Here is a 13,806-nt window from a genome sequence, read left to right on the forward strand (position 1 = left end):
AATGCGCTCCGCATGATGTGTTAACAGTCCGTTTCGCGTGTGTCTGTCTGCGGCAGTTTTGTCCGGATTTCGAAGCTCCGCGCGTAGATCTCGTGACCAAAGCGAGACCCTTAAAGTGTGGTTAACGGGACTGCCGTGCTCAATTATTGGGTCCGTTGGGCTCGGGTCGATGGGTCACGCGCTGTGGGGAGCGCCGGCCTACGAGCACACGGGGGGTTCCGGTCCCTTTCGCTGTCAGGGGTGTCAGCGTGTCTCCGGCGGCCCCTTTTTTCGTAGTGACAGTGGACTCCTGAGGAGGCTTACCCATGCGCGGTGCGATGAGCGCCAAGTGGGTCGCGATGGCCGCGGTTGTGGCGCTGGCCGCAACCGCCTGTGGTGGCGGCGACGACAAGGACAGCGGCAGCAAGGACATGAACAAGGGGACGGCGGACCCGAACGGGATCCTGACCGCCCAGCTGAGCGAGCCGCAGAACCCGCTTCAGCCGGCGAATGCCAAGGAGAGCCAGGGCAGCCGCGTCATCCGCTCGGTCTTCTCCCAGCTGGTGGGCTATGAGCCGGGCACCGGCAAGCTGACCTACGTCAACGCCGAGTCCGTCACCCCGAACAAGGACTCCTCGGTCTGGACCGTCAAGCTCAAGCCGGGCTGGAAGTTCCACAACGGCGAGGCCGTGACCGCCCAGTCCTACGTGGACTCGTGGAACTGGTCGGCCAACGTCAAGAACAACCAGACCAACTCGAGCTGGTTCCAGGACATCAAGGGTTACGCGGATGTCCACCCGGCGAAGGGTGACCCCAAGTCGGACAAGATGTCCGGTCTGAAGGTCGTCAACGACAACGAGTTCAAGATCGAGCTGGCCAGCTCGGTCTCGTACTTCGCCTACAAGCTCGGCTACGACGTCTGGTCCCCGCTGCCCAAGGAGTTCTTCAAGGACCCCAAGGCCGCCGGTGAGCACCCGATCGGCAACGGTCCCTACAAGTTCGTCTCCTGGGACCACAAGAAGATGATCAAGGTCCGGAAGTTCGCCGACTACCAGGGCCCGGACAAGCCCAAGAACGGCGGCATCGACTTCGTCAACTACACCACCGCCGACGCCGCCTACTCCGCGCTGCGCTCCGACACCCTCGACTGGATCGAGCAGATCCCCACCACCGCGCTCACCAACTACAAGAGCGACCTGGGTGCCCGCGCGATCGACCAGGAGTACTCGGCGGTCCAGTCGATCGTCCCGGCCTTCTACACCAAGCAGTTCAAGGACATCGACCCCAAGGTCATCCAGGGTCTGTCGATGGCGATCGACCGCAACACGATCACCAAGACCGTGCTGCACGGCTCGCGCACCCCGGCCGACAGCTATGTCGCCCGCGGCGTGCTCGGCTACAAGCCGGGTGCCCTCAAGGAGCAGGTCACCTACGACCCGGCGAAGGCCAAGGAGCTGGTCAAGGAGGGTGGCGGCGTCCCGGGTAACAAGATCTCCATCCAGTACAACGCCGACCAGCCGCACAAGGAGTGGGTGGACGCGGTCTGCAACAGCATCCGCAAGGCCCTCGACATCGAGTGCGTGGGCGACTCCAAGCCGGACTTCCAGACCGACCTGAACGCCCGTGACAAGCACCAGGTCAAGTCGATGTACCGCGGTGGCTGGGTGCTCGACTACCCGGTCAACTCCAACTTCATGCGTGACCTGTACGGCACCACCTCCGCCGGTAACACCAGCGGCTACTCCAACAAGGAGTTCGACAAGCTGAGCAAGAAGGCCGACGAGGCCCCGACGCTCGACGAGACGGTGAAGCTGTACCAGCAGGCGGAGCAGCTCCTCGCCAAGGACATGCCGGCGATCCCGCTGTGGTTCTACAAGGTCAACAGCGGCCAGTCCAAGAACGTCCTCGGGAAGATCCCGTACGGCCAGGACGGTGACCCCATCTTCACCGACGTTCAGGTGAAGAAGAAGTAAGCATCGGGACCGCCTGCCGGTGTCGCCGCTCCCCCTCACCCCGGGGAGCGGCGGCACCGGCTCGCAGGCGTCAAGGCCCCGCCACTTGTCCCCCCACCCGGTGGCTGTAGACGAGACGAGACGAGGCCTTCGCCGCCCCCCAACGGCATGGAGGCATAATGGGGCGCTACGTCCTCAGACGACTGCTCCAGATGATCCCGGTGTTCATCGGGACGACTCTGTTGATTTTTCTCATGATCCACGTCCTCCCCGGCGACCCCATCAGGGCGATGTGGGGCGACAAGGCGGCGGACCCCGCGCAGGTCGTGCAGCTGCGCCACAAGTTCGGGCTGGACAAGCCCCTGTGGCAGCAGTACGTCGACTACATGGTCAACCTGTTCAAGGGTGACTTCGGCGAGACGTTCGGCGGCCGCCCCGTCCTCGACGAGATCACCCAGGCGTTCCCGGTGACCCTCCGCCTCGCGGCGGTGGCCCTCACCATCGAGATGATCGTCGGCATCGGGCTCGGCGCCTGGGCCGGGCTCAAGGCCGGCAAGGCCGTCGACACCGGCGTGCTGATCTTCACGCTCATCGTCATCGCGATGCCGGTGTTCGTCCTCGGTTACCTCGCCCGGTTCCTCTTCGCGGACGAACTCCAGTGGCTGCCGCCCAACGTCCAGGACTCCACCAGCCTGGAGCAACTGCTGCTCCCGGGCTTCGTCCTCGGGATGCTGTCCATGGCGTATGTGGCCCGGCTGACCCGCACCACCTTCGCGGAGAACCTGCGCGCCGACTACATGCGCACCGCGCTCGCCAAGGGCCTGCCGCGCCGCCGCATCGTCGGCGTCCACCTGCTGCGCAACTCGCTCATCCCGGTGATCACCTTCCTCGGCACCGACGTGGGCAGCCTCGTCGGCGGCGCGGTCGTGACCGAGGGCATCTTCAACGTCCAGGGTGTCGGAAACCTGCTGTACACCGCGCTCGTACAGCGTGAGGGCGTCACGATCGTCGGCATCGTCACGGTCCTCGTTCTCATCATCCTGCTGATCAACCTGCTGGTCGACCTGCTGTACGCGGTCCTGGACCCGAGGATCCGTTATGCCTGACGTGACCGAGACCAAGACCGAGACGGCGATCGACGCGGTGGCCCCGCCGGCCGAGCCGGCCGCGGCCCCGGCCGCCGGACCCGCCCCCCAGGGCAAGCCGCGCTCCCTGTGGGGCGACGCCTGGTACGAACTGCGCCACCGGCCCATGTTCTGGATCTCGGCGGTCCTGCTGGTGCTGCTGATCGCCATCGCCGCCTTCCCGGGGCTGTTCACCGGCGCCGACCCGCGCGACGGCGACCTGACCAACCACTTCCTGACCAAGCCGGAGCTGACCCACTTCTTCCAGGCCGACTGGTTCGGCTACGACGGCCAGGGACGCTCCATCTACGCGCGTGTCATCTACGGCACCCGAGCCTCGGTCCTGGTCGGCCTCGGCACCACCCTCGTGGTGACGATCGTCGGCGGGCTGCTCGGCATGCTGGCCGGCTACTTCGGCGGCTGGATCGACACGATCATCTCCCGGATCACCGACATCTTCTTCGGCCTGCCGTTCCTGCTCGGCACCATGGTCGTGATGAACGCCTTCACCGAGCGCAAGGTGTATGTCGTCGTCGGCGCCCTGGCGTTCCTCGGCTGGACCACCATCGCGCGGGTGACGCGCAGCTCGGTGATCACGGCCAAGCAGGCGGACTACGTGGTGGCGGCGCGCGCCCTCGGCGCCGGTACGCCCAGGATCCTGCTGCGCCATGTGCTGCCGAACGCGATCGCCCCGACGATCGTCGTCGCGACGATCGCCCTCGGTGCGTACATCTCCGCCGAGGCCACGCTGTCCTACCTGGGCCTGGGCCTCGCCGACCCGACGGTCTCCTGGGGTGTCGACATCTCCTCGGCCAAGGACGCCATCCGGGACAATCCGCATGTGATGCTGTTCCCGGCGGGGATGCTGAGCCTCACCGTCTTCGCGTTCATCATGCTCGGCGACGCGGTGCGCGACGCCCTCGACCCCAAGCTGCGCTGAGGAGGGCGTACGTGACCACCATCGAGAAGACCACGAGCGCCCCCGCGGCGCAGACCGAGGGTGACGACGCCACCCCGCTGCTGGAAGTCCGCGATCTGCACGTGGAGTTCCACACCCGGGACGGCGTCGCCAAGGCCGTCAACGGCGTCAACTACAGCGTCCGGGCCGGCGAAACCCTCGCCGTCCTCGGCGAGTCCGGATCCGGCAAGTCGGTGACCGCCCAGGCGATCATGGGCATCCTCGACATGCCGCCCGGCAAGATCCCGCAGGGCCAGATCCTGTTCCGCGGCGAGAACATGCTCACCATGTCCAATGAGGAGCGCCGCAAGATCCGCGGCCGGAAGATCGCCATGATCTTCCAGGACGCGCTCTCCTCGCTGAACCCGGTGCTCTCCGTCGGCTACCAGCTCGGCGAGATGTTCCGCGTTCACCAGGGCCTGTCCAAGAAGGCGGCCAAGGCCAAGGCCATCGAGCTGATGGACCGGGTGCGCATTCCGGCGGCGAAGGAGCGGGTGGGGGACTATCCGCACCAGTTCTCCGGCGGTATGCGCCAGCGCATCATGATCGCCATGGCGATGGCGCTGGAGCCGGATCTGATTATCGCCGACGAGCCCACGACCGCCCTGGACGTGACCGTCCAGGCCCAGGTCATGGATCTGCTCGCCGAGCTCCAGCGCGAGTTCAACATGGGCCTGATCCTGATCACCCATGACCTGGGTGTGGTCGCCGACGTCGCCGACAAGATCGCGGTGATGTACGCGGGCCGGATCGTCGAGACCGCCCCGGTCCACGAGCTCTACAAGCGCCCGTCCCACCCGTACACCCAGGGGCTGCTGGACTCGATCCCGCGCCTGGACCGCAAGGGCCAGGAGCTCTACGCGATCAAGGGCCTGCCGCCCAACCTGCTCAAGATCCCGACGGGCTGCGCCTTCAACCCGCGCTGCCCCAAGGCGCAGGACATCTGCCGCACCGACGTCCCTGTGCTGGAGCCGGTGACAGAGCAGGACGGCACCCCGCTGCCGGGCCGCGGCAGCGCGTGCCACTTCTGGAAGGAGACGATCCATGGCTGAGACCGACAAGAACGACGAGGCCATGGACGCCACCCCCAACGTCACCGAGGTGGAGGTGGTCGAGGCGGCCACCGAGGAGGCGGCCGTGGCCGCCCTCGACGCCCCGGTCGAGCGCGGCGAGCCGATCCTTCAGGTGCGAAACCTGGTCAAGCACTTCCCGCTGACCCAGGGCATCCTGTTCAAGCGGCAGATCGGCGCGGTCAAGGCCGTCGACGGCGTCTCCTTCGACCTCTACCAGGGCGAGACCCTCGGCATCGTCGGCGAGTCCGGCTGCGGCAAGTCCACGGTCGCCAAGCTGCTGATGACCCTGGAGACCGCCACGGCGGGCGAGGTCTTCTACAAGGGCCAGGACATCACCAGGCTGTCCGGGCGTGCCCTGAAGGCCGTGCGGCGCAACATCCAGATGGTGTTCCAGGATCCGTACACCTCGCTGAATCCGCGGATGACGGTGGGCGACATCATCGGGGAGCCGTTCGAGATCCACCCGGAGGTGGCCCCGAAGGGCGACCGGCGCCGCAAGGTCCAGGAGCTGCTCGATGTCGTGGGTCTGAACCCGGAGTACATCAACCGGTATCCGCACCAGTTCTCCGGCGGTCAGCGCCAGCGCATCGGGATCGCGCGCGGTCTGGCCCTCAACCCGGAGATCATCATCTGCGACGAGCCGGTCTCGGCGCTGGATGTGTCCGTCCAGGCACAGGTCATCAACCTGATGGAGAAGCTCCAGGACGAGTTCAACCTCTCCTACCTCTTCATCGCCCACGACCTGTCCATCGTGCGCCACATCTCCGACCGCGTCGGCGTGATGTACCTGGGCAAGGTGGTCGAGATCGGCAGCGACACCGCGATCTACGACCACCCGACCCACCCGTACACCCAGGCCCTGCTGTCCGCGGTCCCGGTCCCCGACCCGTCCTCGCGCGAGGGCCGGGAGCGGATCATCCTGGCCGGAGACGTCCCCTCCCCGGCCAACCCGCCCTCCGGCTGCCGCTTCCGCACCCGCTGCTGGAAGGCCGAGGACCGCTGCGCCAAGGAGGCCCCGCTGCTCGCCATCCCCGAGCGCTTCGCGGGCACGGACTCGCCGGCGGCGCACGAGTCGGCGTGCCACTTCGCGGAGGAGAAGGACGTGGTCCACGCCTAGCGTTCCCGTCTCGGGCCACGACGAGGGCCGCCCGGACCGTACCGACGGTCCGAGCGGCCCTCGCGGTCGTTCAGGCCCCGCCGCTCACCTCACGGCGGGCCGCGTCCAGCAGCCTCCCGATCTCGGCCGAGGCCCGGCGGGCGTCCTCGATCCCGTCCGCCTGCCCGACGGCGCGCTCCAGCTCCTGGAGCCGCCGAGCACGGTAGGGGTGGCGTCGCAGCGCCACGAACACGTCCCAGCGGTGCAGGAAGGTGCGGGTGGGCACGGTGCTGTCAGCCTTCGCCGCCTCCCGCTTGGCATGGTGGAGTTCGGCCTCGAACCGGACGGACGCGCTGGGCGCCAGAGCGCGAACAGCGACCCGCAGGGCCTGCTCCGAGAGCGGAGGCATGGGCGACAGCGCCGTGTCGACTTCGGCCAATGGTCATCCAGTCTGTCGTCGCACCGGGCGGGCACCGGCTGCGGCAGGTCGTCGCCGGAGTCCCACACGGTGACCCGGAAGTCGGGCGGCGCGGGCTCCCAGTCCATGCTGACGTACGCGTCGGTGGTGGTGTTGCGGTACGCGTTGGTCACCAGCTCGGACACGAGGAGTTCGGCGGTGTCGACGATGCAGTCGAGGCGGGCCGCCTTAAGGACGCAGCGGATGGTGGCCCGGACGACGCCCACGGCTCGGGGGTCGTGCGGGATGAACAGGCCGTAGGACCAGGGCTCTTCGGGCGTGCGCATGGGGCAGCCTCCGGGTGAGTGCCTTCTGTGACTGGCGCCATACGTAAGGTAGCGACTCGATGCGTATACATACAACCCAGTTGGCTGGATGGTGGTTACGGAGTGGACGCATCCGCCTGCACCACGCAACACTCGCCACAGGTGAAAGGGGAATCCGCATGGGGCTCAGGGCCGATCCCACGTATCGGCAGCGCCGGTTCGGCATCGAGGTGCGCAGGCTGCGTGAGGCGGCGGGGCTGACCGTTGGCGAGGCTGCGCAGTTGCTGGGAATGCGTCAACCGCACCTGAGCAACGTCGAGGCGGGTCGGACGAGCCTGTCGGCCGAGCGGCTTCAGAAACTGGCTGAGGTGCTGAGGGGTATGTATACCTATCCCGTTGACGCCCTGCTGGCGCTGGGTCGGGAGTCCGGTAAGGGGTGGTGGAGCGACTACGGCGGTACTGTCGGCGCGACTCACTTGGACCTGGCCGAGCTGGAAGCCGGGGCCGCCACCCTGCGCAACTACGAGCTGCTGTTCATCCCAGGGCTGCTCCAGACCTTCGAGTACGCCACCGCCGTCCACCGCAGTGTCTTCTCCCCTGCCGCGAACGAGGTACGGGAGACGGCCGTCGAGTTCCGGATGCGGCGCCAGCATGTCCTCACCGGGGCCCAGCCCCCTCGGTTGCACGCCATCATCCATGAGGCGGCGCTGCGCGTGCTGTACGGAGGCCGGGCGGTGATGCGTGATCAACTCTTGCGGCTGATCGAGGTGTCACGGCTGCCGAATGTGATGATCCAGGTGATCTCGCTGGACGACGAAGGTCGTAGCGCGTTCAGCCACCCGTTCATGCTGATCGAACCGGACGCGGTGGAACTGGGGACGGCGCTGGTCGACCAACTGGGCAAGACCCAGTACCTTGACGACCGTCGATCGTTCGCCGAATACGGGCGGTCGTTCGCCGAACTGAGCGAGCTGGCCCTGCCGCCCATCGACGCCGAAGCCGCACCCGAGGGCCGTACGGTGAAGGACTCGCTCGGGCTCATCCAGCACGTCCTGTATCCCCTGCTCTAGGAGACGTCCGCATGTCCACGCTTCAGTGGCGCAAGTCCAGCTTCAGCTCCGGGGACGCCGCCAACTGCGTGGAACTCGCCGCCGACCCCACGGGAACTCCCCACCTCCGGGAGAGCGACGACCCGGAGGTCGTCATAGCCACGACCCCGGCCGCGTTGCGTGCGCTTCTGCGGGCCGCGAAGGCGGGGGAGTTCGACCGGATGATCTAGTGCCCGGCGGCGGTCACTTCATGTAGCAGACCTTGTGGCCCTCGATCCAGATCTTGTAGGTCTTGCCGTTGTGGGTGACCGTCTTGGTCTTCGCCTTGACCTCCTTACACTGTTTGCCCGACATGGTGGGCGAAGGCGTGGGCGAGGGCGTGTCCTGGGCGGAGACCGTCTTGGCGTGTGTCACCGACGCGGCGGGCGTCGCGAAAGCGGTACTCGTGGAGGCCACCGCCGCTCCGCTGGCCAGCAGGGCCGCCGCAGCACCGGTCGCCAGGGTGCGTACGATCGAGTTCCGCATCACTGTCACCTTCTCGGATCGATTCTGAACTGCCTTTGTTTCAATTCTTCGCTCGCTCACGGCGAGGACGCACGTCGATCACCCCGGTGCCGCTCCCCGCGGATACGCAGCAGCTCCGCCGTGGCCTGGTCCGCGGGCAGAAACGCCTCCAGGTGGAGTTCGGCGAGCGTGATGTCCGTCGCGGTGGCGAAGGAGGTCAGCGTGGTGATGAGGCGTAGCTCGCCGTCCGCCGACGTCAGTCGCATGGGAACGGAGAAGCCGAGGTGGTCAGGGCCGACGGGGGCCTGGGGGACGTAGGTGGCCAGCTCGTCGGTGAACGCGTCGAGGCGGGGGTCCGGGCTGCGCCGGGCCCGGGCGCGGAGGTTCTCGATGACGTGGCGGCCCCACTCGGGGAGGTTGCGGACGCGGCGGGCCATGCCGTCCGGATGGAGCATGAGCCGCAGCATGTTGACCGGGGGCACGAGCAGTTCGGGGGCCGCGTCCTCGGTGAAGACCTCGACGGCGTCGTTGGCCGCGACCACGCGTCCGTACGGGGCGATGACGAGCGCGGGGTAGGGCAGATGACCGTGCAGGATCTGCTCGAGGGCCGTACGGACCGGCCGTAGCGCGGTCTCGTCCAGGCCCGACTCGGCGAACACCGGGGCGTAACCGGCCCTGCCGAGCAGGTCGTTGCGCTCCCGCAGGGACAGGCGGAGCGACTCGGCGAGCCGGATCAGGATCGCGCGGCCCGGCTGGGAGCGGCCGCTTTCGATGAAGCTCAGGTGGCGTTGGGTGGTGTCGGCCAGCGCGGCCAGTTCGAGCTGGCTGAGCCGGCGCGCCCGGCGCCAGCGTCTCAGCTCGGCGCCGACGCCCGACTGCTCGACGGTGTTGTTCACCCGGGTAGTTGTATCCGGAGGTCGTGGCATGCGGCGATTCCCTGGAGGGAATTGCCGCATCGCGGGCCGCCTCGCAGGATCGCTCGGCACAACCACTGAGCGACTGCGAAAGGCCGTTTGATGAAGAGCTACCGCCTTGTTCCGGGCCATGGCCTCGCCGGGCTGACCGTCCAGGACCGGGACGAGCCCGAGCCGGGGCGTGGTCAGGTCGTGGTCAGGATGCGCGCGAACTCGATCGGTTTCCGCGATCTGATGGTGCTGGCCGACAACTATCCGCTGCCGATCACGCCCGGCGTGGTGCCCGGCTGCGAGGGAGTCGGGGAGGTCGTGGCCGTCGGCGAGGACGTGGGGCGGGTGAAGGCGGGCGACCGGGTGGCCGCCGCCGTCTTTCCCCGCTGGCTCGACGGCCCGTTCCGGCGCGACAACGCCGCACAGCTCGGCACCATGATCGACGGGGTGCTGACCGAGTACGCGGTGCTCAGCGAGGACGGCGTCGTGCCCATCCCGGAGCATCTGTCGTACGAGGAGGCCGCGACGCTGCCGTTGGCAGCGGTGACCGCCTGGAACGCCCTGACCACGGGCGGCGCGCCGCGCCCCGGCTCGACCGTGCTGACCCTCGGCTCGGGAGCCGTCTCCCTGTTCACCCTGCGGTTCGCGAAGCTGGCCGGCGCCCGGGTGATCGTGACCACCTCCGGCGCGGCCAAGGCCGAGCGGCTGCGGGAACTCGGCGCCGACGAGGTGATCAACTACCGGGAGAGCCCGCAGTGGTGGCAGGACGTACGCGCCCTGACCGATGACCACGGCGCCGATCGCGTCGTCGATCCGTCGGGCCCACTGGAGCAGTCACTCAAGTCCGTCGCGGTCAGCGGCGAGGTGGCGCTCGTAGGCCGATGGCTGTCCGGGGCCGAGGGGGCCAAGCCCCTCGACCCCGCGGTCCTGTTCGGCGCGGGCGCGGTGCTGCGGCGGGTCGCCACGGGGAGCCGGGCCCATTTCACCGAGCTGAACCGGGCCGTCGCGGCGCATCGGGTGCGTCCGGTGATCGACCGGGTGTTCCCGTTCGACGAGGTACCGGACGCCTTCCGGTACGTCCAGTCGGGCGGCGGCTTCGGGAAGGTCGTCATCAGCCACGGCTGACCCCGGCGGACGGAGGCGCGTTACCCCTGCGGTGCGTGGCGTCGGCGTCCTCGGTGACTTTTGCGTCCGAAGCCTGAGGTTGCGGTGAGTATGGGACAGCGACACGCCATGGCGTCGGCGCGTCGCTGTCCCATACTCACCGCAAAGTCACTGGCATTGGGCCTGGAAGGACAGCCGTCAGCGCAGCGAGCGGAAGAACGCCCGTACATCGCCGATCAGCAGCTCCGGCACCTCCATCGCCGCGAAGTGGCCGCCCGCGTCGAACTCCGACCAGTGTGTGATCGCGTGGTACGGCTCGGTGAGGCGGCGGATGGCGCCGTCGCCGTGGAAGACCGCCACACCCGTGGGGATCTTGGACCGCTCCGGGACAGTGCTCCACACCGACGCCGCCTCCTTGTAGAGCCGGGCGGCAGAACCGGCCGTGTTGGTGAACCAGTAGATCGAGACGTTGGTCAGCACGGCGTCGCGGTCGAGCGCGTCCGGCTTGTCGCCATGGGCGGCGAACCAGTCGAGGTTCCAGGCGAGTTGGCCGGAGGGGGAGTCGGCGAGGCCGTAGGCCAGGGTCTGGGGACGGGTGCCCTGGATGGCGGCGTAGCCGGAGAGATCGCGGCGCCAGCGGCGGGTACCGGCCAGGCGGGATTCCTCCGCCGGGGTGAGCCCCTCCAGTTGGACCGTGTCGCCCGAGGGGATCGGCACCAGCGCGTTGACGTGCACGCCGATGACCTCGGCCGGGGCCACCCGCGCCACCTCGGGAGAGATGAGCGAGCCGAAGTCGCCGCCCTGCGTTCCGTAGCGCTCGTAGCCCAGGCGCCGCATCAGCTCGCTCCAGGCGGTGGCGATGCGGCGGATGTCCCAGCCGGGTTCGCGGGTCGGGCCGGAGAAGCCGAAGCCGGGGAGGGACGGGACGACGAGGTGGAACGCGTCGGCGGGGTCGCCGCCGTGGGCGCGGGGGTCGGTCAGCGGGCCGATGATCTCCGTGAACTCGGCGACCGAGCCGGGCCAGCCGTGGGTGATCAGCAGCGGCAGGGCCGTCGGCTCGGGGGAGCGGATATGGAGGAAGTGCACCCGCTGGCCGTCGATGTCGGTGGTGAACTGCGGAAACGCATTGAGCCGCGCCTCCTGCGCCCGCCAGTCGAACTGCTCGGCCCAGTAGTCGGTCACCTCGCGTACGTAGTCGAGCGCCACGCCGTAGGACCAGCCGACGCTGGGGAGCTCATCGGGCCAGCGGGTACGGGCCAGGCGCTCGCGCAGGTCGTCGAGGTCGGGCTGGGGGATGGCGATGCGGAAGGGGCGGATGGCGGGGTGGTCGCCGTGCGCGGTGTCGTTCATGGGGCGCACGGTAGGGCCCCTTGAGGACGGCTGACGTCCTCAAGGGGCCTGCCCCCGGCGCGCGTCAGCACACGTGCGCCCCCTTGGCTACGCCCACGCCCCGGCCGCGGCGGCCTGCGCGGCGTAGGCGCCGAAATCGATCGGTTCGCGTCCGAGGACGCGCCGTACCCCGTCGCCGGGCTCGGTGAAGTGCCCGGCGCGCATGATGGCGAACAGCGCGTCGAGCTCCCTGACGGCCTCCTCCGGGAACCCCTCGGCCAGGAGCTCGGCCCGGTACTCCTCCGGCGTGAGCTCCACGTAGCGCATGGGACGGCCCGCCGCCTCGGCGATCGTCGCCACGGCGGCCTCGAAGGTGAGCGCCCGGGGCCCCGAGAGGTCGTACACCTGGCCGTGATGGCCGTCCGTGGTCAGCACGGCCGCCGCCACATCGGCGATGTCCTGGGCGTCGATGAACGGCTCCGGCATGGAGCCGATCGGCAGCGCCAGCCGGCCGTCCCGCAGCGGGGCGTGCCACACGTCTTCGTCGAAGTTCTGGCTGAAGTTGTTCGGGCGGAGGATCGTCCACCGCGCGCCGGAGTCGCGCACGGCCTGCTCCGCGGCGGCCATGCCCTGGAAGGCGTCGGCGGAGACCTGCTCGATCCCGCGGCCGGACAGCGCCACGAAGCGGCCGACGCCCGCCTCGGTCGCCCGCTTGACGAAGACCTGGGCCAGGGCCGGGTCCTCGGGAGCCATGAGATAGACCGCCGAGGCCCCGTCCAGGGCGGTCGGCCAGGTGTCCTGGTCGGACCAGTCGAACCGCACCTCGCCTGAGCGGGAGGCGGCCCGGACGTGCTCGCCCGCCGCCCGCAGCGTGTGCACCAGGCGGCGGCCGGTCTTGCCCGTCCCGCCCAGGACCAGGATCTCGTTTGCGTGTGTCGTCATGGTCAGCAAGTCAACCGGCCGGGGCGCGGGCTGGGGATGGCCGGTCGTACACGGGGCATACGCGATCGTCCAGACGGTTATCGTGAGGCACATGGATCCGTTCGACGATCTGCTGCGGGGTGTCCGTGCCGACGGGGCCGGCTTCCGGCGGACGGAGCTGTCGCCGCCGTGGGCCCTGCGGTTCACCGATGCGGCGTCCCTGACGCTGTGTGTGCCGCTGCGGGGCGAGGGATGGATCTCCTCCGAGCGTCCCGGAGAGGGCGGGGAACCGCGGCCGGTGCGGGTCGGTGACACCGCGATCGTGCGCGGGCCGGGACCGTACGTCCTCTCCGACCGGCCCTCGTCGGCCGGACCGGCCGGTCGCACGGTGCTGCTGGTCGGGACGTACCAGGTGCGGTCCGAGGTGTCACAGCGGCTGCTGGGGGTGCTGCCGCCGGTGCTGGTGATGCCCGGCAACGACGGCTGCGCGTCGCTGCTCGACTTCCTGGACGCGCAGGTCGCCGCCTGCCCGCCGGGGCAGCAGGTGGTGCTGGACCGGCTGCTCGACTGGCTGCTGGTGTGCGCGCTGCGCGAGTGGTCCGAGCAACCGGAGGCTGTGCCGCCGGGCTGGTTCCGGGCGTTGGACGACGAGGTGATCGGCCCCGTGCTGCGGGCCATGCACGCCGCGCCGGACCGGCCGTGGACGCTCGCGGCCCTGGCCGGCGAGGCGGGGGTGTCGCGTACGGCGCTGGCCGGCCGGTTCGCCAAGCTGGTGGGCAAGCCGCCGCTGACCTATCTGACCGACTGGCGGATGGCCTTGGCCGCCGATCTGCTGACCGGGTCCACCGCGACGGTCGCCGCGGTGGCGCGCCAGGTGGGATACGCGGACGCGTTCGGCCTCAGCGCGGCCTTCAAGCGGATCCACGGGGTCAGCCCCAGCGAGTACCGCAGGACCTGCCGTACGGACGCCGACTGCGTCGGCGCGGAGTGCTCACAGGGCTGAGACCGCCCTTCTCCTCCTGGAGAACACGGACGGACCCCTCCCGGATGCGGAAAGTCATCTCATGGGATGCCATATGGGCCTAAGCC

General features: G+C 69.0%; 14 protein-coding genes. 9 read left to right on the forward strand and 5 right to left on the reverse strand.

Annotation, left to right across the window (positions count from 1 at the left end; all coding sequences use genetic code 11):
• Positions 1–305 precede the first annotated feature (305 nt).
• From ACZ4WQ_RS17860 to ACZ4WQ_RS17880, 5 genes are all read left to right on the forward strand, one after another.
• Positions 306–1,952, forward strand: a complete 1,647-nt coding sequence (locus ACZ4WQ_RS17860) for a peptide ABC transporter substrate-binding protein (protein ID WP_311727582.1) — start codon at positions 306–308, stop codon at positions 1,950–1,952.
• 158 nt (positions 1,953–2,110) lie between these two features.
• Positions 2,111–3,037: an ABC transporter permease gene (locus tag ACZ4WQ_RS17865; RefSeq protein ID WP_311727583.1), complete on the forward strand. Its 927-nt coding sequence runs from the start codon at positions 2,111–2,113 to the stop codon at positions 3,035–3,037.
• On the forward strand, positions 3,030–3,995 hold the full coding sequence (locus tag ACZ4WQ_RS17870; protein ID WP_311727584.1) for an ABC transporter permease: 966 nt from the start codon (positions 3,030–3,032) through the stop codon (positions 3,993–3,995). Before ACZ4WQ_RS17865 ends, ACZ4WQ_RS17870 begins: the two co-directional genes overlap by 8 nt.
• An 11-nt stretch (positions 3,996–4,006) precedes the next feature.
• Positions 4,007–5,065 carry an ABC transporter ATP-binding protein gene (locus tag ACZ4WQ_RS17875; protein WP_311727585.1) on the forward strand — a complete coding sequence of 353 codons (1,059 nt, stop codon included), beginning with the start codon at positions 4,007–4,009 and terminating at the stop codon, positions 5,063–5,065.
• Complete coding sequence (locus tag ACZ4WQ_RS17880) at positions 5,058–6,203, forward strand: ABC transporter ATP-binding protein (RefSeq protein ID WP_358845216.1); 1,146 nt, start codon at positions 5,058–5,060, stop codon at positions 6,201–6,203. Before ACZ4WQ_RS17875 ends, ACZ4WQ_RS17880 begins: the two co-directional genes overlap by 8 nt.
• A gap of 70 nt (positions 6,204–6,273) precedes the next feature.
• On the opposite strand, the gene ACZ4WQ_RS17885 is transcribed toward ACZ4WQ_RS17880, so the two are convergent.
• Positions 6,274–6,591, reverse strand: a complete 318-nt coding sequence (locus ACZ4WQ_RS17885) for a hypothetical protein (RefSeq protein ID WP_398371116.1) — start codon at positions 6,589–6,591, stop codon at positions 6,274–6,276.
• A gap of 493 nt (positions 6,592–7,084) precedes the next feature.
• Between ACZ4WQ_RS17885 and ACZ4WQ_RS17890 the strand changes: the two genes are divergently transcribed.
• Complete coding sequence (locus ACZ4WQ_RS17890) at positions 7,085–7,975, forward strand: helix-turn-helix domain-containing protein (RefSeq protein WP_398371118.1); 891 nt, start codon at positions 7,085–7,087, stop codon at positions 7,973–7,975.
• A gap of 11 nt (positions 7,976–7,986) precedes the next feature.
• Positions 7,987–8,184 (forward strand): DUF397 domain-containing protein, encoded by a 198-nt coding sequence (locus tag ACZ4WQ_RS17895; protein WP_311727590.1) that lies wholly within the window; start codon positions 7,987–7,989, stop codon positions 8,182–8,184.
• 13 nt (positions 8,185–8,197) lie between these two features.
• Here ACZ4WQ_RS17895 and ACZ4WQ_RS17900 read toward each other — a convergent pair whose 3' ends face one another.
• Complete coding sequence (locus ACZ4WQ_RS17900; protein ID WP_398371120.1) at positions 8,198–8,479, reverse strand: hypothetical protein; 282 nt, start codon at positions 8,477–8,479, stop codon at positions 8,198–8,200.
• A 56-nt stretch (positions 8,480–8,535) separates the two neighbouring features.
• Positions 8,536–9,354: an MmyB family transcriptional regulator gene (locus ACZ4WQ_RS17905; protein WP_398371121.1), complete on the reverse strand. Its 819-nt coding sequence runs from the start codon at positions 9,352–9,354 to the stop codon at positions 8,536–8,538.
• 120 nt (positions 9,355–9,474) lie between these two features.
• Here ACZ4WQ_RS17905 and ACZ4WQ_RS17910 point away from each other — a divergent pair, with 120 nt between their 5' ends.
• Positions 9,475–10,488 carry an NAD(P)-dependent alcohol dehydrogenase gene (locus ACZ4WQ_RS17910; RefSeq protein WP_398371122.1) on the forward strand — a complete coding sequence of 338 codons (1,014 nt, stop codon included), beginning with the start codon at positions 9,475–9,477 and terminating at the stop codon, positions 10,486–10,488.
• A 177-nt stretch (positions 10,489–10,665) separates the two neighbouring features.
• On the opposite strand, the gene ACZ4WQ_RS17915 is transcribed toward ACZ4WQ_RS17910, so the two are convergent.
• The gene (locus ACZ4WQ_RS17915; protein WP_398371124.1) at positions 10,666–11,817 is read right to left on the reverse strand and encodes an epoxide hydrolase family protein; all 1,152 of its coding nucleotides are present in this window, start codon (positions 11,815–11,817) and stop codon (positions 10,666–10,668) included.
• A gap of 87 nt (positions 11,818–11,904) precedes the next feature.
• Entirely contained in the window at positions 11,905–12,738 is an 834-nt protein-coding gene (locus ACZ4WQ_RS17920; protein ID WP_311727594.1) for an NAD(P)H-binding protein, read from the reverse strand.
• Positions 12,739–12,829: 91 nt separating this feature from the next.
• On the opposite strand from ACZ4WQ_RS17920, the gene ACZ4WQ_RS17925 reads away from it, so the two are divergent.
• The gene (locus ACZ4WQ_RS17925; RefSeq protein WP_398371126.1) at positions 12,830–13,720 is read left to right on the forward strand and encodes an AraC family transcriptional regulator; all 891 of its coding nucleotides are present in this window, start codon (positions 12,830–12,832) and stop codon (positions 13,718–13,720) included.
• Positions 13,721–13,806 lie beyond the last annotated feature (86 nt).

This window comes from Streptomyces sp. NPDC028305, from assembly GCF_055569495.1.

What these genes read in the sequence shown, in the direction of transcription:
- ACZ4WQ_RS17860 (WP_311727582.1), top strand. Translation starts at nt 306, where the DNA reads ATGCGCGGTGCGATGAGCGCCAAGTGGGTCGCGATGGCCGCGGTTGTG.
- ACZ4WQ_RS17865 (WP_311727583.1), top strand. Translation starts at nt 2,111, where the DNA reads ATGGGGCGCTACGTCCTCAGACGACTGCTCCAGATGATCCCGGTGTTC.
- ACZ4WQ_RS17870 (WP_311727584.1), top strand. Translation starts at nt 3,030, where the DNA reads ATGCCTGACGTGACCGAGACCAAGACCGAGACGGCGATCGACGCGGTG.
- ACZ4WQ_RS17880 (WP_358845216.1), top strand. Translation starts at nt 5,058, where the DNA reads ATGGCTGAGACCGACAAGAACGACGAGGCCATGGACGCCACCCCCAAC.
- ACZ4WQ_RS17885 (WP_398371116.1), bottom strand. Translation starts at nt 6,591, where the DNA reads ATGCCTCCGCTCTCGGAGCAGGCCCTGCGGGTCGCTGTTCGCGCTCTG.
- ACZ4WQ_RS17890 (WP_398371118.1), top strand. Translation starts at nt 7,085, where the DNA reads ATGGGGCTCAGGGCCGATCCCACGTATCGGCAGCGCCGGTTCGGCATC.
- ACZ4WQ_RS17895 (WP_311727590.1), top strand. Translation starts at nt 7,987, where the DNA reads ATGTCCACGCTTCAGTGGCGCAAGTCCAGCTTCAGCTCCGGGGACGCC.
- ACZ4WQ_RS17900 (WP_398371120.1), bottom strand. Translation starts at nt 8,479, where the DNA reads ATGCGGAACTCGATCGTACGCACCCTGGCGACCGGTGCTGCGGCGGCC.
- ACZ4WQ_RS17910 (WP_398371122.1), top strand. Translation starts at nt 9,475, where the DNA reads ATGAAGAGCTACCGCCTTGTTCCGGGCCATGGCCTCGCCGGGCTGACC.
- ACZ4WQ_RS17915 (WP_398371124.1), bottom strand. Translation starts at nt 11,817, where the DNA reads ATGAACGACACCGCGCACGGCGACCACCCCGCCATCCGCCCCTTCCGC.
- ACZ4WQ_RS17920 (WP_311727594.1), bottom strand. Translation starts at nt 12,738, where the DNA reads ATGACGACACACGCAAACGAGATCCTGGTCCTGGGCGGGACGGGCAAG.
- ACZ4WQ_RS17925 (WP_398371126.1), top strand. Translation starts at nt 12,830, where the DNA reads ATGGATCCGTTCGACGATCTGCTGCGGGGTGTCCGTGCCGACGGGGCC.